Origin of the sequence: Pseudomonas sp. P9_31 (assembly GCF_034008235.1) — a bacterium.
In the GTDB taxonomy this organism is placed as follows: domain Bacteria; phylum Pseudomonadota; class Gammaproteobacteria; order Pseudomonadales; family Pseudomonadaceae; genus Aquipseudomonas.
Genome location: NZ_CP125375.1, coordinates 1240073 through 1260383 on the forward strand (window position 1 = coordinate 1240073; position 20311 = coordinate 1260383).

The window sequence follows — 20311 nt, forward strand, 5'->3', positions numbered from 1 at the left end:
ATGTCGATCACATTATTGTGAAACAACGCAGCCCCCTGTGGGAGCGAGCCTGCTCGCGAAGGGGCCATTTCAGACCCCGACTAACTCTCAGGTGTACTTACGCTTCTCCGGTGCCGGCGGGAAGTACTGGTACAACCAGGTTTCACTCAACGTCCGGTCATTGGTGCGAATGAACAACCGCAGCTCCACCGGTGCCACGCTGTCATTGGTCGGGAACCAGTCGAAGGTAATGCGGTAACCCTTGATGTCATCCAGCACCAACACATTGAAGTCCTTCACTTCGCCGTTCGAGCAGGTCACCACCGGCTCGATCCCCGCACCTTCGGGCAGGCGGTCGAGCCCGCCACCGGTGAAGTCCACGGCGAAGCGGCGTGCCCAGACTTGCGGGTAATGCTCACCCGGTGCCCAGCCTTCGACGAAGCCGCCCATGCCCGAACGGGTCGCATTGACCCGTGCCAGCGGCGTGCCCACTGGCGGCAGGGCGCTCCAGTAGAGCTTGTAGCCGTAGTTCAGCGAATCACCGGCCGCGACCGGTTTCTTCGGCGTCCAGAACGCGACGATGTTGTCCAGGGTTTCACCGGTTGTAGGAATTTCCAGCAAATCGATAGAGCCTTCGCCCCATGCGGTCGTAGGTTCTACCCACAGGCTCGGGCGCTTGCTGTACCAGTCGACGGTGTCCTGATAACTGGCGAATTCATGGTCGGTCTGCACCAGACCAAAGCCTTTCGGGTCGGTGTCGGCGAAGGCGTTGAATTGCAGGGTGGCCGGGTTGTTCAACGGGCGGCAGATCCACTCGCCGTTGCCGCGCCACATGGCCAGGCGATCGGAGTCGTGGATTTGCGGGTGAATGGTGTCGCACATGCGGCGCTCGTGGGTGCCGCAGCTGAACATGCTGGTCATCGGTGCGATACCCAGTTGCTCGATGGCGGTGCGGGCATTGACGTGGGCGTCGACTTCCATCACCACGCGCTCGGCCTGGCAATCGATGTTAAAACGGTAGGCACCGGTGGCGCTCGGCGAATCGAGCAGGGCGTACACCACGAAACGGGTGCTGTCCTTGTCCGGTGTTTCGAACCAGAACTTGGTGAAGTCCGGGAATTCTTCACGCTTCTTGGCGTAGGTGTCGATCGCCAGGCCGCGGGCCGACAAACCGTACTGGCCGGTGGCGTCTACCGCACGGAAATAGCTGGCGCCGAGGAACGACAACACGTCGTGCTGATCCAGCTCCGGGGCCTTGAACAGCTTGAACCCGGAGAACCCCAGGTCGCCTTTGAGCTGTTGGGTGTCGACGGTGGTTTTTTCATAGTTGAACAGCGACGGGCGGAAATGCACCTCGCGCGCCAGCCGAGTCTTGGGATCGACGCTGTACATGCGCACCGGCTGCTTGAAACCCATGCCAACGTGGAAAAACTGCACGTCCAGCTGACCTTTCAGATCCTTCCACAGCGAGTGATTGCCGTCATAGCGGATCGCATTGAAGTTCTGTGGCGTCATGGTCGCCAGCGTCGGCGGCAGCACCTGTTTGGTGTCCTGATAAGGTTTGCCGGCGAGCTGTTTGGCCTGGCTCTTCAGCGCTTCAAAGTCGAACGCCTGAGCATCGCCATCGGCAGTGCCGCTGCCGGCCCAGGCGTTAGTGGCCAACAGGCCGGTGGCTGAAAGACCGGTGTAAGCCGCGATGGCCATGGAGGCTTTGAGCAAATTCCTGCGGTGCATAAGTACAACCTGTCGTGAACAATCCCGCGCCGTTCCTGGCGCGTGCTGGATCAGAAATAACGGTTCGGACATGCCTTGGCCAAACGCAACGGACTTTAGAAAGATGCCAAATAGCTTAAACCGTTCAGTCGCAGAGCAAAAATGACTGATGGCACCGCGATAGCGCGGCAATGAAACAAGACATGTCAGGTAACGTTTCTCGCAGTGCTTTCTGATTTATAGGGCATATCTGCTTTTTTCGACTAATTACTCTAAAAACTGCTTTTCAGCACCGATTTAATTTCTATTCTATGGGCATGACCGGTTTCGGCCCTTCAGGCCGGTGGATTCAGCGGGCACAAGGCGGCCGCTGAAAGTGATAGGGCGATGCGGTTTTGAAGTTTTCTCTGACGTATAGAAGGACATCGTCCATGTCAAAAGTACAAGGCATCACTGAAATGTTAGGACTCTTTCCCTGCCTGGCCACCGGGCGGCGAAGGCGTCGGCTCAGTTCGGAGGAGTTGAAGTTGGTGGAGCGCTATCGCGAGCTGTCGGAGAGCGACCGGATTGCGATGCGCTACCTGGTGGATGCGATGAGGAGTGTTTCGCGGTTTTGAGGATGTTGGAAAACCAAAGGGACGGACTGCAAAGTCCGTCCCTTTGTGCATCAGCTCATCGGCTACCAATCGTGAAGGGTCGCTGTGCTTGCATCAGATCAGGCATGTCGCGCCATTTGATCCAGGCCTGATGCTGCCAATGCAGCAGCGGCACAGAAATCCCAGCCCACTGCAACGAACTCAGGCTCGGGATGTTTTCCACCGATGCCGCGTTCGAATCACGCAACATTGGCATGACCTCGTTGCTCAGCCACTGGCGCAGGTTTCGGTTTTCCGGGACGAAATGATGAACGAGCAGGGCATACATCCCTGATTCGCTGACCATCAGTGATTCGACCGTTTTGCCGTTCTTCAGCAGCCAGACATATTGGCGCTGATCAGGGTCGAGCTTCAGGGTGAGTCGTTGGTCCAGCGGTCGTCCCATCAAACGACCTAGATCCTGAACGCAGAACCAGGCTTGGTTGGCTTGCATGATGGCGTGGAGGAAGCGGTTGTGGCGGGTGAAGACAGTAGGGGTGAAATGAGGATGGATTTCAGACGGATTTTGCGTGTGCTTAAGCATTTGTCGACTCCATGTTGAAAAGGAGCCGCCACTAATCCTTCGACAGATTTGGGTGGCGGACCGAGTGGCGTTCGAAGTCGGAACATTCTCGATCAACATGTAAGCCGAGAGGCCCGCGCCACACGGCCCACCATAAAGCGAAGCTGAAAGGCAAAAAATGCCCCAGTTCATATGGGGGCGCGGATGCGCCATGTTGATAGTGTTCCGGCTTCGACCCCGGGTCACTGATTTGGCAGCGACGAGGTGAAGCCTATCGTTCAGGCGCTCGCAGTGCCAAGTCTACTCTGGCGCTGCGTGCTGTAGGAATTGGCTTCTTTAACGGAGGGTTCGATCCGTAGGAAATGCCTGTTTTTGCAAGAGGGTCAATGTCATGCGACGGTCGACTGGCACCGAGGTAGGAGAGGCAACCTACCAGCTCAAATACCAGAAGGATTGGAGTCAGGTGGGGCCTCTTGCTCAAGCTGTAGCGACGAATGTTTTTCCTAAGCTAACTCAAGTAGGATTCGTAGTTCCTATGCCAGCCTCGAATGTACGTGCGCGACAACCAGTTACTGAGGTTGCCGTGGAGTTAGGAAGAATAATAGGAAAGCCTGTATTCTCGGATTTGCTCCGAAAGGCCGCTACAGGAAAATCGCTTAAAGATTTACATTCTAAAGCCGAAAAGATTGCTGCTATTGGGGGTAGCTTCAGTGTTAATGATGAAATTACCAATGTAGGCTGTTGGAATGTGCTGGTCGTCGATGATTTGTTTGACAGTGGTGCATCAATGGATGCAGCCTGTGCTGTTTTACGTAAATATCCAAAGGTTGGAAAGATTTACGTCGCGGCATTAACTTGGAAATGAGCTAAATGACAACTGTATTTATTGCTGGCTCTATTAATATCAAACACCTTGATCCTAAGGTTAAAGAGCGTATCGATAATATTGTTGCTTCGGAGTTTGATGTCGTGGTTGGTGATGCTGGCGGCGCCGATACCTCTATCCAAGAGTATCTGTTGAGCCTATCTCGATCTAGAACTACTATTTATTGTAGTGGCGTGACCCCGCGAAACAATCTTGGAGAATGGCCGGCTAGAACAGTAGAAACCAAACACTCCAAAGGGTCGCGAGCATTTTTCACGGCGAAAGATATTGTAATGGCTGAAGCCGCTGATTACGGTTTGATGATTTGGGATGCAAAAAGCACCGGAACTTTAAGTAACGTAATTGAACTGCTGTCTCGAAGGAAGAAGTCGCTCGTTTTTGTTAACAAAGAAAAGGCCTTTAAGGTGGTTGGGAATGTGAGTCAACTTGAGGAGCTTGTTGCGTTTATGACGGATCACGCTAAACAAAAAGCAAATGAAAAAATTAAGCTTTTCGATCGCATATCTTTGCTGAAGCATGATCAGGCAGAACTTTTTATTTGATGTTTTTCTCTTCAGTCAATAGTCGATACTGTCGTTAATTCTCTTTCTCTAGGAGTGTGAGAGCGAGGAATGTTTCAGTCTCGGCACCGCTGCCAGGCACAGGCCGAACAGGGTATAACCCACTAAGACCGGCATCGCGAACAAGCTCGCTCCCACAGGTTGAGCTCAGTGCCTGTAGGAGCAAGCCTTGCCCGTGAAGCTTTTAATGCTTGAACATCACATGCCTTACAACCGTGTAGTCCTCCAATCCATACATCGACATGTCTTTCCCATAACCAGACAGTTTCTGACCCCCGTGCGGCATTTCGCTGACCAGCATGAAGTGGGTGTTCACCCAGGTGCAGCCATATTGCAAACGTGCAGACAGGCGATGGGCGCGGCCGACGTCCGCGGTCCAGACTGACGACGCCAGGCCGTAGTCTGAATCGTTGGCCCAGGCCAGCGCCTGCGCTTCATCGGTGAATTTAGTCACTGACACCACCGGCCCGAATACTTCTCGGCGCACGATCTCGTCGTCCTGTTGCGCATCGGCCAGCACCGTCGGCTCGAAGAAGAAACCATTGCCTTCCACCGCTTTGCCGCCAGTGATCAAACGAATGTGCGGTTGCGCCATGGCACGTTCGACCAAGGCGGTCACGCGGTCACGATGTTGCGCGCTGATCAATGGGCCCAGTTCCGTCGATGGGTCATCCTGCAAGCCGTACTTGAGGCTACTGACGGCGGCGCCGAGCCTCTCGACGAACTGGTCGTAGATGCCTGCCTGAGCGTAGATGCGGCAGGCGGCGGTGCAGTCCTGGCCGGCGTTGTAGAAACCGAAGGTGCGAATGCCTTCCACGGCGGCGTCGATGTCGGCATCGTCGAAGATGATCACCGGCGCCTTGCCGCCCAATTCCATGTGCATGCGTTTAACGCTGCCAGCGGTGCTGGAAATGATGTTCGAGCCGGTGGCGATGGAGCCGGTCAGCGACACCATACGCACTTTCGGGTGCGTGACCAGTGGCGTGCCGACTGTAGGGCCACGACCGAATACCAGGTTAAGCACGCCAGCCGGGAGGATTTCCGACGCCAGTTCTGCCAGGCGCAGTGCGGTCAGCGGGGTTTGTTCCGATGGCTTGAGCACCACGGTATTACCCGCGGCCAGGGCCGGGGCGATTTTCCAGGCGACCATCATCAACGGGTAGTTCCAGGGCGCAATGGAGGCAATCACGCCCACCGGGTCGCGGCGGATCATCGAGGTGTGGCCGGGTAAGTATTCGCCCCCCAGCGCGCCGCTCATGCAACGGCTGGCGCCGGCGAAGAATCGGAACACGTCGGCAATCGCGGGAATCTCGTCATTCAGCGCGGCGCTGTAGGGTTTGCCGCAGTTGTCCGACTCCAGTTTGGCCAGCTCTACGCCATGGGTTTCGATGATGTCGGCGAGTTTGAGCAGCAACAACGAGCGTTCTTTCGGTGTGGTTTGCGACCAGGCTTCGAAGGCAGTGTCGGCGGCCCGCACGGCGGCGTCGACCTGGGCTTCGCTGGCTTCGTTGATTTCCACCAGTACACGACCGAGTGCCGGGTTGAACACGGCTTGGGCGGGGCCGTCGCCGGCAACGAGTTGGCCATTGATCAAGAGTTTGGTTTGCATGGCTTTGTCCTCATCGAAGCTGTTTTTGTTTTCCTGCTGAAACCGGCCCCCTGTGGGAGCGGGCTTGCCCGCGATGACTGACATTCAACAGAAATGTCGACTGTAAGACCGCTATCGCGGGCAAGCCCGCTCCCACAGGATCCGGTTTCCACATTGGGAATGAGCTGTCAGTTATTTCCCGCCACTGCCCGCAACGCTTTCCCCGCCGCGGGTCAGGTAATAGGCGCCGAGAATCGGCAGCATGGTCACCATCATCACCAGCATCGCGACGACGTTGGTCACCGGCACGTCCCGTGGGCGGCTGAGCTGATTGAGCAGCCACAACGGCAAAGTGCGTTCATGGCCGGCGGTGAAGGTGGTGACGATGATTTCGTCGAACGACAGGGCGAACGCCAGCATGCCGCCGGCCAGCAACGCCGAGCCGAGGTTCGGCAGCACGATGTAGCGGAAGGTCTGCCAGCCGTGGGCGCCGAGGTCCATCGACGCCTCGATCAAACTGTAGGAAGTGCGGCGCAACCGGGCGATGACGTTGTTGTAGACGATCACCACACAGAAGGTCGCGTGACCGATCACAATGGTGAATACCCCAGGTTCGATCCCCAGGGTCTTGAAGGTTGCCAGCAGTGCGATCCCGGTGATGATTCCGGGCAGGGCAATCGGCAGGATCAGCATCAGCGAGATGCCTTGTTTGCCGAAGAAGTCCCGTCGGTACAACGCCGCCGAGGCGAGGGTGCCGAGGATCAGCGCAATCAGCGTCGCAATGGACGCGATCTGCAACGACAGCTTGATGGCTTCCAGCACATCAGGCCGGGAGAACGCCACGCCGATCCACTTCAGGGTGAAGCCCTTGGGCGGAAAGCTGAACGCCGCGTCTTCGGTGTTGAAGGCGTAGAGGAGGATGATCAGGATCGGGAAGTGCAAGAACACCAACCCGCCCCAGGCGGCGATGCGCAGGCCCAGCGATGCCCGGTCTTGAGATGAAGAGTCAGAGCGCATCGAAGGCCCCCAGACGTTTGACGATGGACAGGTAAATGGCGATCAGCACGATCGGCACCAGGGTGAAGGCCGCTGCCATCGGCATGTTGCCGATCGCCCCTTGTTGGGCATAGACCATGCTGCCGACGAAATAGCCCGGCGGACCCACCAGTTGCGGCACGATGAAGTCGCCCAGGGTCAGTGAAAAGGTGAAGATCGAACCGGCGGCGATGCCTGGAATCGACAGCGGCAGAATCACTTGCATGAAGGTCTGACGGGGCTTGGCGCCGAGGTCCGCCGAGGCTTGCAACAACGACGGCGGCAGGCGTTCCAGTGAGGCCTGGATCGGCAGGATCATGAACGGCAGCCAGATGTAGACGAACACCATGAACCGCCCCAGGTGCGAGGTCGACAAGGTGCTGCCACCCAGCCCCGGGATCCCTAGCACCCATTGCAACACCGGCTCCAGCCCCAGGTGCTGAACGAACCACTGCGCCACGCCGCCCTTGGCCAGCAGCAAGGTCCAGGCGTAGGCCTTGACGATGTAACTGGCCCACATCGGCATCATCACCGCAATGTAGAAAAACGCCTTGATGTTGCCGCTGGTGTAACGCGCCATGTAGTAGGCGATCGGGAACGCCACCACGGCACTGGCGAGTGACACGACGATGGCCATGCTCAGGGTGCGCAGGATGATGTCGAAGTTCGACGGCTGGAACAGCGCAGCGAAGTTCGCCAGGGTCAGGTCGGGGGTGACCGTCATGGTGAAGTCATCGAAGGTGTAGAAGCCTTGCCACAACAACGTCAGCAGCGAGCCGAGGTAGATCGCGCCAAACCACAGCAACGGCGGCACCAGCAGCAGCGACAGATACAGGTTCGGCCGCCGGTACAGCAGGGTGGAAAATCTGCGCAACGGCGAGGCGCTGGCCGGAGTTCGAGGGATCACGCTGTCCATCTCACACCCCGCCCACAACATTGTCGTGCAGCGGAGTCATCGCCTCGCGCGCCCAGCGAGCGCTGATGCGTTGCCCGGTCTGATGTTGCGCGCTGACGTCCAGCCACTGGACGTTGGCCTGGCAGATGTTCAGGGTCTGGCCGTTTTCCAGCTTCAATTCATAGCGGGTGGCGCTGCCTTGGTACTGGATGTCGTACAGCAGGCCGCTGACTTCGATTTCGTGGCTGGCCAGCGGGCCTTCGGCGAAACGCACGTGTTCCGGGCGAATCGAAAACGGCTGTGGATTGCCACTCAACTGCCGCGCCAGATCGCCGCGAATCACATTGGACGTGCCGACGAACTCGGCGACGAAGGTAGTCGCCGGCTTCATATAGAGGTTGCGGGGCGTGTCGACCTGTTCGATGCGGCCCTTGTTGAACACGGCCACGCGGTCGGACATCGACAGCGCTTCGGTCTGGTCATGGGTGACGAAGATGAAGGTGATGCCGAGCTGGCGTTGCAGCTTCTTCAGCTCGCCTTGCATTTGCTCGCGCAACTTCAGGTCGAGGGCGCCCAAGGGCTCGTCGAGCAACAACACGCGAGGGCGATTGACCAGTGCGCGGGCCAGGGCCACACGCTGGCGCTGACCGCCAGAGAGTTGCACCGGCTTGCGCTCGCCGTAGCCACTGAGGGCGACCATCTCGAGGGCTTCTTCGGCGCGTTTATGGCGTTCGGTCTTGCCGACGCCTTTGACTTTCAAACCGTAGGCGACGTTGTCTAGAACGTTCATGTGCGGGAACAGGGCGTAATCCTGGAACACGGTGTTCACGTCCCGCAGATACGGCGGCACCCCGGCAGCTTCGGTGCCATGAATACGGATGGAGCCGGCGCTCGGTTGTTCGAAACCGGCAATCAGGCGCAGGCAGGTGGTTTTGCCCGAGCCGGAAGGGCCCAACATGGAAAAGAACTCGCCGTCCTGGATATCGATGGAAACCCGGTCAACGGCCTTCACCTCGCCGAACTGACGGGAAACGTTGGTGAACTGGACTGCGAGGGTCATGGTGCGTGCTCCAAAGATCTGAATCTTTAAAAACATCGCGAGCAGGCTCGCTCCCACAGGGGAATGCGATCAAATGTGGGAGCGGGCATGCTCGCGAAGAGGGCTTAACGGCCGCCCATGATCGCGATGTAATCCTGGGTCCAGCGGCTATAAGGCACAAACTTGCCACCTTCAGCCTGTGGGGTTTTCCAGAAAGCGATCTTGTCGAACTGGTCGAAACCATTGGTCTTGCAACCTTCGGCACCCAGCAGTTCGCTTGCCTTACACGCCGCCGGGACCGCCGGCAGCGAACCGAACCAGGCGGACACATCGCCCTGGACCTTCGGCGTGAGCGACCAGTCCATCCACTTGTAAGCGCAGTTCGGGTGTTTGGCTTCGGCATGCAACATGGTGGTGTCGGCCCACCCGGTTGCGCCTTCTTTGGGGATGGTCGAGGCGATCGGCTGTTTCTCGTTCATCAGGCCGTTGACCTGATACGGCCAGGAGCTGGAAGCCACCACGCCTTCGTTCTTGAAGTCACTCATCTGCACGGTGGTGTCGTGCCAGTAGCGGTGGATCAGCTTTTGTTGACTGCGCAGCAGATCGAGCACGGCCTTGTACTGTTTTTCGTCGAGCAGGTAAGGGTCCTTGATGCCCAGTTCCGGCTTGACGGTTTTCAGGTACAGCGCCGCGTCCGCGATGTAGATCGGGCCGTCATATGCCTGCACGCGGCCCTTGTTGGATTTGCCGTCGGGCAGTTTCTGCTCTTCGAGTATCACGCCCCAGCTGGTCGGCGGCTGTTTGAACACGTTGGTGTTGTACATGAGCACATTCGGGCCCCATTGGTACGGGGTGCCGTAGGTCTGCTTGTCGACCACGTACCACGGTGCATCCTTCAGGCGCGGGTCGAGATTCTTCCAGTTGGGGATCAGTGCGGTGTTGATCGGCTGGACACGCTTGCCGGCGATCAGGCGCAAGGAGGCATCGCCGGACGCGGTCACCAGGTCGTAACCGCCCTTGGCCATCAGGCTGACCATTTCATCGGATGTGCCGGCGGTCTTGACGTTGACCTTGCAACCGGTTTCCTTCTCGAAAGCGCTGACCCAGTCGTAGGCCTTGTCGGTTTCGCCCCGTTCGATATAGCCGGGCCAGGCGACGATATCCAGCTGACCTTCGCCGGCACCGACGGCTTTCAGCGGTTCGGCGGCCTGCAGGCTGGCGCTGGCCAGCAATGCTGTGGTGATTGCACTGAGCAGTGCGGTCTTGTGCACGAACATGGGGTTTCCCTCTTCTTTAATTAGGATCGGGACAGCGTTGAGCGGGGTGATGCGCCGAGAGTGGCTTGTTATTAGCTTAGTGCGCTTTGTGAGAGGCTGACTGAGACCGGGCTGTCTTGTGGATTTATCCAGCCTAGTGCGCGGTCTCACGGTCGACAAATCTCTAAGGCTGGATTTGATGAAATAGATTGAGAGGGTGCGTTCCCGCCCGTTTGCCTAAAAGTGAGCAACATCTGGAAGCACTCTCATCGAGAGGCGCCCAGAACAAAGCATCCGGCGACCGCGGCAGCCTGCTCTCGGGGCGGGCGGAGGTGCGTTGGCGGTGAGCCGGGTGCTGGATAACCTCGATCCACAGGGTTAAACACAATCCCTGTGGGAGCGGTGAACACACAGTCTGTGCACCACAGCTCCCACAGGCCCTCGGCTATACTCCCCCGAAATTTGATCCGCACCGAGGACTGACTGTGAAGAACTGGACGTTGCGCCAACGCATTTTGGTGAGCTTTGCGGTGATTATCGCGATCATGCTGTTGATGGTCGTGGTGTCTTTTTCTCGGCTGATCAAGATCGACGCCAACACAGAAAAGGTCCACACCGACGCGGTTCCGGGCGTTTATTACAGCTCCATGATCCGCGGTGGCTGGGTCGACAGTTACGTCGTGACCCAGCAGCTCGTCGGCCTCTCCCAGCATCGGGAAATGACCGCCGAGGACCAGGCGAAGTACGCAGGTTTCGAACAGCATCTGCGTGAGGAAATTAAGAATTATCAGAAGCTCATCACCGATCCTGCCGACCAGGCTTCTTTCGACGAGTTCGAGGCTAATCATCAAACCTTCAACCAGGTATTGGCGAAAGTCCTGGGCCTCTATCAACGCAAAGACTACGAAGGGGCGCGGGTGTTGCTCGATCAAGAGCTGACGCCGGCGTGGCTCAACGGCCGCAAGCATTTGAACAACATCATCGAACAAAATCGTGAGCAGGCTGAGCAAGCGGCTCAGACCATCAGCGATGCGGTGACCGCCGCCAAGATCAGCATGGGCCTGTCGTTGCTGGTCGCGATGTTTGTCGCCGGGTTGTGCGGCTGGCTGTTGATGCGCGCGATCATGGCGCCAATGAGCCGGATCGTGAACGTTCTGGAAGTCATGCGCAGCGGCGACTTGAGCGGGCGATTGGATCTGGCGCGCAAAGACGAGTTCGGCGCGGTGCAAACCGGTTTCAACGACATGATGACCGAACTCACCTCGCTGGTGTCCCAGGCCCAACGCTCCTCGGTACAGGTCACCACGTCGGTCACGGAAATCGCCGCGACCTCCAAGCAGCAACAGGCCACCGCGACCGAAACCGCGGCCACCACCACCGAAATCGGTGCGACCTCCCGTGAAATTGCCGCCACCTCGCGGGACCTGGTGCGGACCATGACCGAAGTCTCCACCGCCGCCGATCAGGCGTCGGTGCTGGCCGGCTCCGGCCAACAGGGCCTGGCGCGCATGGAAGACACCATGCACTCGGTGATGGGCGCAGCGGATCTGGTCAACGCCAAACTGGCGATCCTCAACGAGAAGGCCGGCAACATCAATCAGGTAGTGGTGACCATCGTCAAAGTCGCCGACCAGACCAACCTGCTGTCCCTGAACGCGGCGATCGAAGCCGAGAAGGCCGGCGAATATGGTCGCGGGTTTGCCGTGGTCGCCACCGAAGTGCGGCGTCTGGCGGACCAGACCGCGGTGGCCACCTATGACATCGAGCAGATGGTGCGTGAGATCCAGTCGGCGGTGTCGGCCGGGGTCATGGGCATGGACAAGTTCTCCGAGGAAGTGCGCCGTGGCATGTCCGAGGTGCAGCAGGTCGGTGAGCAGCTGTCGCAGATCATTCATCAGGTGCAGGCGCTGGCACCAAGGGTGTTGATGGTCAACGAAGGCATGCAGGCCCAGGCCACCGGTGCCGAGCAGATCAACCACGCGCTGGTGCAGTTGGGCGATGCCAGCAGCCAGACCGTCGAGTCTCTGCGTCAGGCCAGTTTCGCCATCGATGAACTGAGCCAGGTGGCCGTGGGGCTGCGTGGCGGCGTCTCGCGATTCAAAGTCTGATGAGCGAGCTCGCGGTCAAACGCGGCGCGGCGATGCCGGCGAAGCAGTCGTTGTTTTTGGTGTTCCGCATTGGCGACGAGCGTTACGCCTTGCAGGCCATCGAGGTGGCCGAAGTGTTGCCGCAGCTGCCGTTGAAACCCATTCCCCGGGCGCCGGACTGGGTGGCGGGGGTGTTCGCCTATCGCGGCGCGGTGGTGCCGGTGATCGGCCTCAGCGCCCTGACGTTCGGCCAAGCGGCCCAGGTCCGCACCAGCACGCGGCTGGTGCTGGTGCACTATCGGCCGGATGAGGCGACGCCTGCGCAGTTGCTCGGGCTGATTCTGGAACAGGCCACCGACACGTTGCGTTGCAACCCGGCGGACTTTCAGCCTTATGGCCTGGACAATCGCCTGGCGCCGTACCTCGGCCCGGTGCGTGAAGATGCCCAGGGTTTGCTGCAATGGGTACGGGTTGCCGATTTGCTGGACGAACAGGTTCGAGCCTTATTGTTTCCCTCGCCGCCGCGGGATCTGGCGCAGTTTGAGGAGCAGGGATGAGCAGCGATCAAAGGTTTTTTGATTTCCTCAAAGAGCGTATTGGCCTCGATGTGGGCTCGGTCGGCCCGGCGATCATCGAACGCGCGGTGCGCCAGCGCTGCACGGCGGCTCGGGCGCTGACGGCCGATGAGTACTGGCACACCTTGCTGGGCTCGCGGGACGAACAACAGGCACTGATCGAAGCGGTGATCGTTCCCGAGACCTGGTTTTTCCGTTACCCGGAATCCTTCGCCACGCTGGCGAAGCTGGCGGCCAAGCGGCTGACGGCGATCAATAACATGCGCGCCTTGCGGATACTCAGCCTGCCGTGCTCCACCGGCGAAGAGCCGTACTCGATCGCCATGGCATTGCTCGATGCCGGCCTGGCACCACACCAGTTCAAGGTTGACGGCATGGATGTCAGCCCGCTGTCGGTGGAAAAGGCCAGGCTCGCGCTGTACGGCAAGAATTCGTTTCGGGGCCAGGACATCGAGTTTCGCGAGCGCCATTTCACGGCTGAAAACGACAACTATCGCCTCAGCGGGCGCGTGCTTGAACAGGTGCGTTTGCAGGTCGGCAATCTGCTCGATCCGACGTTGCTGGTCAACGAGCCACCCTATGACTTCGTGTTCTGTCGCAATTTGCTGATCTATTTCGATCAGCCGACCCAGCAGCAGGTATTCGAAGTGCTCAAACGCCTGACCCACGTCGATGGCGTGCTGTTTATCGGCCCGGCGGAGGGCAGTCTGCTGGGCCGTTTCGGCATGCGCTCGATCGGTATCCCGCAGTCGTTTGCCTTCAGTCGTCAAAGTACGCCCGAACCACTTGCGACCTTCGAGCCGATGCCGCTGCCGGTGCAACAACCGGTGCGCAGCGTGACACCGCCGCCGGTGCGCAGTCGGCCTTTCGCGACGGTCGTGCCGATGCCTCAAGCTCCCAATGCCACCCCTTCGAAAGCTATCCCTTCGGACTCTGCCACGCTGCTGGCGAACATCGCCGCGCTGGCCAACGAAGGCAAAAGCGCCGAGGCCCGTGCCGCGTGCGAAAGCTATTTACGCAGTCACGAGCCGGTGGCCCAGGTGTTCTATTGGCTGGGGCTGCTCAGCGATGTCGCCGGCAGCGCCCTGGAGGCCCAGGGGTTTTATCGCAAGGCGTTGTACCTCGAGCCGCAACACCCCGATGCGTTGATGCACCTGGCCACCTTGCTGCAGTCCCAGGGCGACACGGCCGGTGCCAGACGATTGCAGGCCCGCGCTGCCCGCAGCGAGCGCGCCGCTGACAGTGAGCGTAAACGATGAACGTCTCCGACATTTTGAGCGTCACCCATGAAGATGCCCAAGCCATCGACGACTGCTGGAACCGCATCGGTATCCATGGCGACAGGTCCTGCCCGCTGCTGAGCGAGCACATTCATTGCCGTAACTGCGCAGTGTATTCAGCTGCCGCCACACGCTTGCTCGACCGCTACGCCTTGCAGCAGGACGACCGTGGGCAAGTCTCGACGGTGGTCGAGAACGATGTGAGAACCCGCTCGCTGCTGATGTTTCGTCTCGGCGAAGAATGGTTGGGCCTGGCCACCCGCAGCCTGGTCGAAGTGGCGCCGCTGCAGGCGATTCACTCCTTGCCGCATCAGCGCTCCCGGGCGTTGCTCGGCGTGGCGAATGTGCGCGGTTCCTTGGTGGCGTGCCTGTCGCTGGTGGAGCTGCTGGGGCTCGACGGCACCAGTGGTGTGGTGTCCGGCGCGCGGGTGATGCCACGGATGCTGATCATCGCCGCCCATGGCGGGCCGGTGGTGGTGCCGGTGGACGAGGTGGACGGGATTCATGCCATCGACGAGCGCATTCTCGATGCCGCGTCTCAGTCCGGTACTCAGGCCAGCGCCAAATACACCCGTGGCGTCTTGCAATTCAAAGGTCGCAGCCTGCGTTGGCTGGATGAAGAACAGCTGCTGTCCGCTGTTACCCGGAGCCTCACATGACCCCCGAGCAAATGCGTGACGCCTCTTTGCTGGAACTGTTCAGCCTGGAAGCCGAGGCCCAGACCCTGGTGCTGAGCGCAGGTCTTTTGGCGCTTGAACGCGATCCGACCCAGGCCGATTATCTTGAATCGTGCATGCGCGCGGCCCATTCGCTCAAGGGCGCGGCGCGGATTGTCGGCGTCGATGCCGGGGTCAGCGTTGCCCATGTGATGGAAGATTACCTGGTCAGCGCCCAGGAAGGGCGGCTGTACCTGCGGCCCGAACACATTGATGCGCTGTTGCAAGGCACCGATCTGCTGACGCGGATTGCGACGCCGGGCAACGCTCCAGCGCCTGCGGACATCGAAGCTTACGTCGTCTTGATGGGACGGCTGCTTGAACACATGGCGGCTGTCCCCATCGCGCCGCCGATGGCAGAACCTCAGCTCGAACCGCCGACACCCAGGGTCGAGCCGCCCGTTCCTGCCGCCCAAGCACCCGTCGAAGCACCCCAGGCAGCGCCCGCCGAGCCTGCGCCCCAGACTAGACGCACCGCCGACAGTGGCGAACGCGTATTGCGCGTCACGGCCGAGCGCTTGAACAGCCTGCTCGACCTGTCGAGTAAGTCCCTGGTGGAAACCCAGCGGCTCAAGCCGCACCTGGCCACCATGCAGCGCCTTAAACGCATGCAGAGCAATGGCCTGCGGGCGCTGGAAAGCCTCAACGTCCATCTCAAGGACCATGCCTTGAGCCTCGAAGCCCAGGAAGCCTTGGGCGATGCCCGTCGATTGCTGGCTGAATCCCAGCAATTGCTGGTGGAAAAAAACGCTGAGCTGGACGAGTTCGCCTGGTACGCCAGCCAGCGCGCACAGGTGTTGTATGACACCGCGCTGGCCTGTCGCATGCGGCCGTTCGCCGACGTGCTGAGCGGGCAAGTGCGCATGGTCCGCGATCTCGGCCGCAACCTTGGCAAACAGGTACGGCTGGAGATCGAGGGCGAAAAGACTCAAGTCGACCGCGACGTACTGGAAAAACTCGAAGCGCCGCTGACGCACCTGCTGCGCAATGCGGTGGATCACGGCATCGAAACCCCGGAACAAAGGCTCTTGGCGGGCAAGCCGGAAGAGGGGCTGATCCGTTTGCGAGTGTCGCATCAGGCCGGTCTGCTGGTGCTGGAACTGAGCGATGACGGCAATGGCGTCGACCTGGAAAAGGTCCGCCGCACTATTGTCGAGCGGCAGTTATCCCCAGCCGAGACGGCCGCCCAACTGAGTGAAGAAGAACTGCTGACGTTCCTGTTTCTGCCGGGGTTCAGCCTGCGCGATGCGGTCACCGAAGTGTCCGGGCGCGGCGTCGGGCTCGATGCGGTTCAGTACATGGTCCGTCAGTTACGCGGCGCCGTGGTGCTGGAGCAAACGGCGGGGGCGGGCAGTCGCTTTCATCTGGAAGTGCCGCTGACGCTGTCGGTGGTGCGCAGTCTGGTGGTGGAAGTCGGTGACGAGGCGTATGCCTTTCCGCTGGCGCATATCGAGCGCATGTGCGACCTGGAGCCGGAAGACATCGTGCAGGTCGAAGGCCGGCAGCACTTCTGGTACGAAGGCCGGCATGTCGGGTTGGTCGCCGCCAGTCAGCTGTTGCAGCGCCCGGCGAGCCAGAACAGCGCGCAGACCCTAAAAGTGGTGGTCATCCGCGAGCGCGAGGCGATCTATGGGGTGGCGGTCGAGCGGTTTATTGGCGAGCGAACGCTGGTGGTGCTGCCGCTGGACGAGCGCCTGGGCAAGGTGCAGGACATTTCCGCCGGGGCCTTGCTCGACGATGGCTCGGTGGTGCTGATCGTCGACGTCGAAGACATGCTGCGCTCGGTGGACAAACTGCTCAATACCGGGCGTCTGGAGCGCATTGCCCGGCACCCCGATCAGGCCGTCGAAGCGGCGCGTAAACGGATTCTGGTGGTAGACGATTCGCTGACCGTTCGTGAGTTGCAGCGTAAATTGCTGCTCAATCGCGGCTACGACGTCGCTGTGGCGGTGGACGGTATGGATGGCTGGAATGCCCTGCGTTCGGAGGATTTCGATCTGCTGATCACCGACATTGACATGCCACGCATGGACGGCATCGAGCTGGTGTCTTTATTGCGCCGTGACAATCGCCTGCAATCGCTGCCGGTAATGGTGGTGTCCTACAAGGACCGCGAAGAAGACCGTCGCCGTGGACTGGACGCCGGCGCCGACTATTATCTAGCCAAGGCCAGTTTTCATGATGACGCGTTGCTGGATGCCGTGGTTGAGCTCATTGGAGGGGCGCGGGCATGAAAATCGCTATCGTCAATGACATGCCCATGGCGGTAGAGGCCTTGCGCCGCGCGCTGGCGTTCGAGCCGGCGCACGAGGTGGTCTGGGTCGCCGGCAACGGCGCCGAGGCAGTTCAACGTTGCGCCGAATACACCCCGGATCTGATCCTGATGGATTTGATCATGCCATTGATGGACGGCGTGGAAGCGACCCGGCGGATCATGGCCGAAACCCCGTGCGCGATTGTCATTGTCACCGTCGACCGCCAGCAAAACGTGCACCGGGTGTTCGAAGCCATGGGCTATGGCGCGCTGGATGTGGTGGATACCCCGGCGATCGGGGCCGGCAATGCTCAGGAAGCCGCCGCACCGCTGCTGCGCAAGATCATCAACATTGGCTGGCTGATCGGTGACCACAGCAATCGGGTGCGATCGGCACCGAGCCCGCACCGCAACTCGGCCTCGCGCCAGCGCCTGGTGGCCATCGGTTCATCCGCCGGCGGACCGGCGGCGCTGGAAGTGCTGCTCAAGGGCCTGCCCCGAGATTTTCCGGCGGCCATTGTGCTGGTCCAGCATGTGGATCAGGTGTTCGCCGCCGGTATGGCCGAATGGCTTGCCAGCGCCAGCGGCCTGGACGTGCGCCTGGCCCAGGAAGGCGAGCCGCCGCAAAGCGGCACGGTCCTGCTGGCCGGTACCAATCACCATATTCGCCTGCTGAAAAACGGCACGTTGGCCTACACCGCCGAACCGGTCAACGAAATCTATCGGCCTTCGATCGATGTGTTTTTCGAGAGTGTGGCCAGTTACTGGAGCGGTGACGCCGTGGGCGTTCTGCTGACCGGTATGGGGCGCGACGGCGCCCAGGGGCTTAAACTCATGCGCCAACAGGGCTATCTGACCATTGCTCAGGACCAGCAAAGCAGCGCGGTGTACGGCATGCCGAAGGCGGCCGCGGCCATCGACGCGGCCGTGGAAGTTCGACCACTGGACAAGATAGCGCCACGATTGCTGGAGATTTTCCAAAAATGACTATCATTAGCAGCAATCGTGGCCCAGGCAGTACTCAGGTGACCGCACATGAATGAATTACAGCTCGACGATTTCAAAACCGACGAAAACGCCGCCATGGTGCTGTTGGTGGACGATCAGGCGATGATCGGCGAGGCGGTGCGGCGTGGTCTGTCGAACGAAGAAAACATCGACTTCCATTTCTGCGCCGACCCGCACCAGGCCATCGCCCAGGCGATCCGCATCAAGCCGACGGTGATCCTTCAGGACCTGGTCATGCCCGGCCTCGACGGCCTGAGCCTGGTGCGCGAATACCGCAATCACCCGGCGACCAAGGACATTCCGATCATTGTCCTGTCGACCAAGGAAGACCCGCTGATCAAGAGCGCGGCGTTTGCCGCCGGCGCCAATGATTACCTGGTCAAACTGCCGGATAATATCGAACTGGTGGCGCGCATCCGTTATCACTCGCGCTCCTACATGACCCTGCTGCAACGTGACGCGGCGTACCGCGCGTTGCGGGTCAGCCAGCAGCAGTTGCTCGACACCAACTTGGTGCTGCAACGCTTGATGAACTCCGACGGCCTGACCGGGCTGTCGAACCGCCGGCATTTCGATGAATACCTGGAGCTGGAGTGGCGGCGTTCGCTGCGTGATCAGACGCAATTGTCGTTGCTGATGATCGATGTCGATTACTTCAAGTCCTACAACGACAGTTTTGGCCACCTCGAAGGCGATGAAGCCCTGCGCAAAGTCGCCACGGCGATTCGCGATGCCAGCGCCAGGCCATCGGACCTGCCGGCCCGTTACGGCGGCGAAGAGTTCGTTCTGGTCCTGCCCAACACTTCGCCGGGCGGTGCGCGGCTGGTGGCGGAAAAACTGCGCCAGACCGTGGCCGGGTTGAAGATCCCGCACACTTTCCCGACCGAAGGTTCGAGCCTGACCATCAGCATCGGCCTGTCGACCATGATCCCGCAGCCGGGCAGCGACTGCCGGCAATTGATCTCGGCGGCGGACAAGGGGCTGTACCTGGCGAAGAACAATGGGCGCAATCAGGTGGGGATCGAATGAACCATCAGGTTCATTCGCCGCTAAAGCCGCCAGGCGGGCTGCCTTGACAGCCTGATTACGGTATACTCGCCGGCTTTCAAAAGTTCGCCAACGAGTGCTGCCCGCCATGGAAATCAACCCGATCCTTAACAGTATCAAGGACCTGTCCGAGCGCTCCGAAACTATTCGGGGGTATCTTTGACTACGATCAAAAGCATGAGCGTTTGACTGAAGTCAATCGCGAGCTTGAAGATCCGAGTGTCTGGAGTAACCCTGAGTACGCTCAGAACCTGGGTCGCGAGCGTTCGCTGCTGGCTCAGATCGTAGAAACCCTCGATGAAATGTCCAGCGGTCTGGCCGATGCCAAAGACCTGCTGTTGATGTCTGCCGAGGAAGAAGACCAGGCCGCCGTCGACGACGTAGCCCTTGAAGTGGAGCGCCTGCGCGAAGCCCTCGAGAAGCTCGAGTTCCGTCGCATGTTCAGCGGCGAGATGGACCCGAACAACGCCTACCTGGACATCCAGGCCGGCTCCGGCGGTACCGAGGCTCAGGACTGGGCCAACATCCTGCTGCGCATGTACCTGCGCTGGGCGGATAAACGCGGTTTCGACGCGACCATCATGGAACTGTCGGCCGGTGAAGTCGCTGGTATCAAGGGCGCTACCGTGCACATCAAGGGCGAATACGCCTTTGGCTGGCTGCGCACCGAAATCGGCGTGCACCGTCTGGTGCGCAAGAGCCCGTTCGACTCCGGCAACCGTCGTCACACCTCGTTCTCGGCCGTGTTCGTGTCGCCGGAAATCGATGACAACATCGAAATCGACATCAACCCGTCGGACCTGCGCATCGACACCTACCGCTCCTCCGGTGCCGGTGGTCAGCACGTAAACACCACCGACTCGGCCGTACGGATTACCCACGTACCGACCAATACCGTGGTCAGCTGCCAGAACGAACGCTCCCAGCACGCCAACAAAGACACCGCGATGAAAATGTTGCGGGCGCGCTTGTACGAGCAGGAAGTGCAGAAACGCAACGCTGCTTCCCAGGCCCTGGAAGACACCAAGTCGGACATCGGCTGGGGTCACCAGATCCGTTCGTATGTGCTCGATGCCTCGCGGATCAAGGATCTGCGCACCAACATCGAACGCAGCGACTGCGACAAGGTGCTCGACGGCGACATCGACGAATACCTGGTGGCGAGCCTGAAACAAGGCTTGTAAGACATGCAACAAAGGATCGCCTGATTCACCGCGATCCTGTGGGAGCGGGCT

The 20311-nt window shown here is 59.9% G+C and carries 18 protein-coding genes; 11 read left to right on the plus strand and 7 right to left on the minus strand.

The features are described from left to right. Positions 1–87 precede the first annotated feature (87 nt). A complete protein-coding gene (locus QMK51_RS05720; RefSeq protein ID WP_320393389.1) occupies positions 88–1713 on the minus strand; it encodes a glucan biosynthesis protein D in 1626 nt (541 codons plus the stop codon). A 410-nt stretch (positions 1714–2123) separates the two neighbouring features. On the opposite strand from QMK51_RS05720, the gene QMK51_RS05725 reads away from it, so the two are divergent. Further along, positions 2124–2309 carry a hypothetical protein gene (locus QMK51_RS05725; protein ID WP_007940616.1) on the plus strand — a complete coding sequence of 62 codons (186 nt, stop codon included), beginning with the start codon at positions 2124–2126 and terminating at the stop codon, positions 2307–2309. A 55-nt stretch (positions 2310–2364) separates the two neighbouring features. Here QMK51_RS05725 and QMK51_RS05730 read toward each other — a convergent pair whose 3' ends face one another. Next, entirely contained in the window at positions 2365–2871 is a 507-nt protein-coding gene (locus tag QMK51_RS05730) for a Bro-N domain-containing protein (protein ID WP_320393390.1), read from the minus strand. A 370-nt stretch (positions 2872–3241) separates the two neighbouring features. Here QMK51_RS05730 and QMK51_RS05735 point away from each other — a divergent pair, with 370 nt between their 5' ends. Then, positions 3242–3715, plus strand: coding sequence for a ComF family protein (locus QMK51_RS05735; RefSeq protein ID WP_320393391.1), 474 nt, complete (start codon positions 3242–3244; stop codon positions 3713–3715). Between the two features lie 5 nt (positions 3716–3720). Beyond that, the gene (locus QMK51_RS05740) at positions 3721–4278 is read left to right on the plus strand and encodes a hypothetical protein (protein WP_258699228.1); all 558 of its coding nucleotides are present in this window, start codon (positions 3721–3723) and stop codon (positions 4276–4278) included. A 202-nt stretch (positions 4279–4480) separates the two neighbouring features. Here the strand turns inward: QMK51_RS05740 and QMK51_RS05745 are convergent, their stop codons facing one another. From QMK51_RS05745 to ydcS, 5 genes are all read right to left on the minus strand, one after another. Then, on the minus strand, positions 4481–5905 hold the full coding sequence (locus QMK51_RS05745; protein WP_320393392.1) for a gamma-aminobutyraldehyde dehydrogenase: 1425 nt from the start codon (positions 5903–5905) through the stop codon (positions 4481–4483). A gap of 171 nt (positions 5906–6076) precedes the next feature. After that, positions 6077–6901 (minus strand): ABC transporter permease, encoded by an 825-nt coding sequence (locus tag QMK51_RS05750; RefSeq protein ID WP_320393393.1) that lies wholly within the window; start codon positions 6899–6901, stop codon positions 6077–6079. Then, entirely contained in the window at positions 6891–7835 is a 945-nt protein-coding gene (locus tag QMK51_RS05755) for an ABC transporter permease (protein WP_320393394.1), read from the minus strand. Before QMK51_RS05755 ends, QMK51_RS05750 begins: the two co-directional genes overlap by 11 nt. A gap of 1 nt (position 7836) precedes the next feature. Continuing rightward, positions 7837–8874, minus strand: a complete 1038-nt coding sequence (locus tag QMK51_RS05760; RefSeq protein ID WP_320393395.1) for an ABC transporter ATP-binding protein — start codon at positions 8872–8874, stop codon at positions 7837–7839. A 104-nt stretch (positions 8875–8978) separates the two neighbouring features. Next, positions 8979–10130 (minus strand): putative ABC transporter substrate-binding protein YdcS, encoded by a 1152-nt coding sequence (gene ydcS / locus QMK51_RS05765; protein WP_258699233.1) that lies wholly within the window; start codon positions 10128–10130, stop codon positions 8979–8981. Between the two features lie 524 nt (positions 10131–10654). On the opposite strand from ydcS, the gene QMK51_RS05770 reads away from it, so the two are divergent. The 8 genes from QMK51_RS05770 to prfB all read left to right on the plus strand — a co-directional run bounded on the left by QMK51_RS05770 (position 10655) and on the right by prfB (position 20260). Further along, on the plus strand, positions 10655–12217 hold the full coding sequence (locus QMK51_RS05770; protein WP_413817531.1) for a methyl-accepting chemotaxis protein: 1563 nt from the start codon (positions 10655–10657) through the stop codon (positions 12215–12217). After that, a complete protein-coding gene (locus tag QMK51_RS05775; RefSeq protein WP_320393397.1) occupies positions 12217–12753 on the plus strand; it encodes a chemotaxis protein CheW in 537 nt (178 codons plus the stop codon). The genes QMK51_RS05770 and QMK51_RS05775 overlap by 1 nt, the downstream gene beginning before the upstream one ends. Continuing rightward, complete coding sequence (locus tag QMK51_RS05780) at positions 12750–14030, plus strand: CheR family methyltransferase (protein WP_320393398.1); 1281 nt, start codon at positions 12750–12752, stop codon at positions 14028–14030. The genes QMK51_RS05775 and QMK51_RS05780 overlap by 4 nt, the downstream gene beginning before the upstream one ends. Further along, the gene (locus QMK51_RS05785) at positions 14027–14710 is read left to right on the plus strand and encodes a chemotaxis protein CheW (RefSeq protein WP_320393399.1); all 684 of its coding nucleotides are present in this window, start codon (positions 14027–14029) and stop codon (positions 14708–14710) included. Before QMK51_RS05780 ends, QMK51_RS05785 begins: the two co-directional genes overlap by 4 nt. Then, positions 14707–17001, plus strand: coding sequence for a hybrid sensor histidine kinase/response regulator (locus QMK51_RS05790; protein ID WP_320393400.1), 2295 nt, complete (start codon positions 14707–14709; stop codon positions 16999–17001). Before QMK51_RS05785 ends, QMK51_RS05790 begins: the two co-directional genes overlap by 4 nt. After that, positions 16998–18008: a chemotaxis response regulator protein-glutamate methylesterase gene (locus QMK51_RS05795; RefSeq protein ID WP_258699239.1), complete on the plus strand. Its 1011-nt coding sequence runs from the start codon at positions 16998–17000 to the stop codon at positions 18006–18008. The genes QMK51_RS05790 and QMK51_RS05795 overlap by 4 nt, the downstream gene beginning before the upstream one ends. A gap of 48 nt (positions 18009–18056) precedes the next feature. Continuing rightward, positions 18057–19058, plus strand: coding sequence for a PleD family two-component system response regulator (locus QMK51_RS05800; RefSeq protein ID WP_320393401.1), 1002 nt, complete (start codon positions 18057–18059; stop codon positions 19056–19058). Positions 19059–19164: 106 nt separating this feature from the next. Then, a protein-coding gene (gene prfB, locus QMK51_RS05805; protein ID WP_258699241.1) for a peptide chain release factor 2 occupies positions 19165–20260 on the plus strand; the annotation gives its coding sequence in 2 pieces (ribosomal slippage) (positions 19165–19236 and positions 19238–20260; 1095 coding nt in all). Positions 20261–20311: the final 51 nt, after the last annotated feature.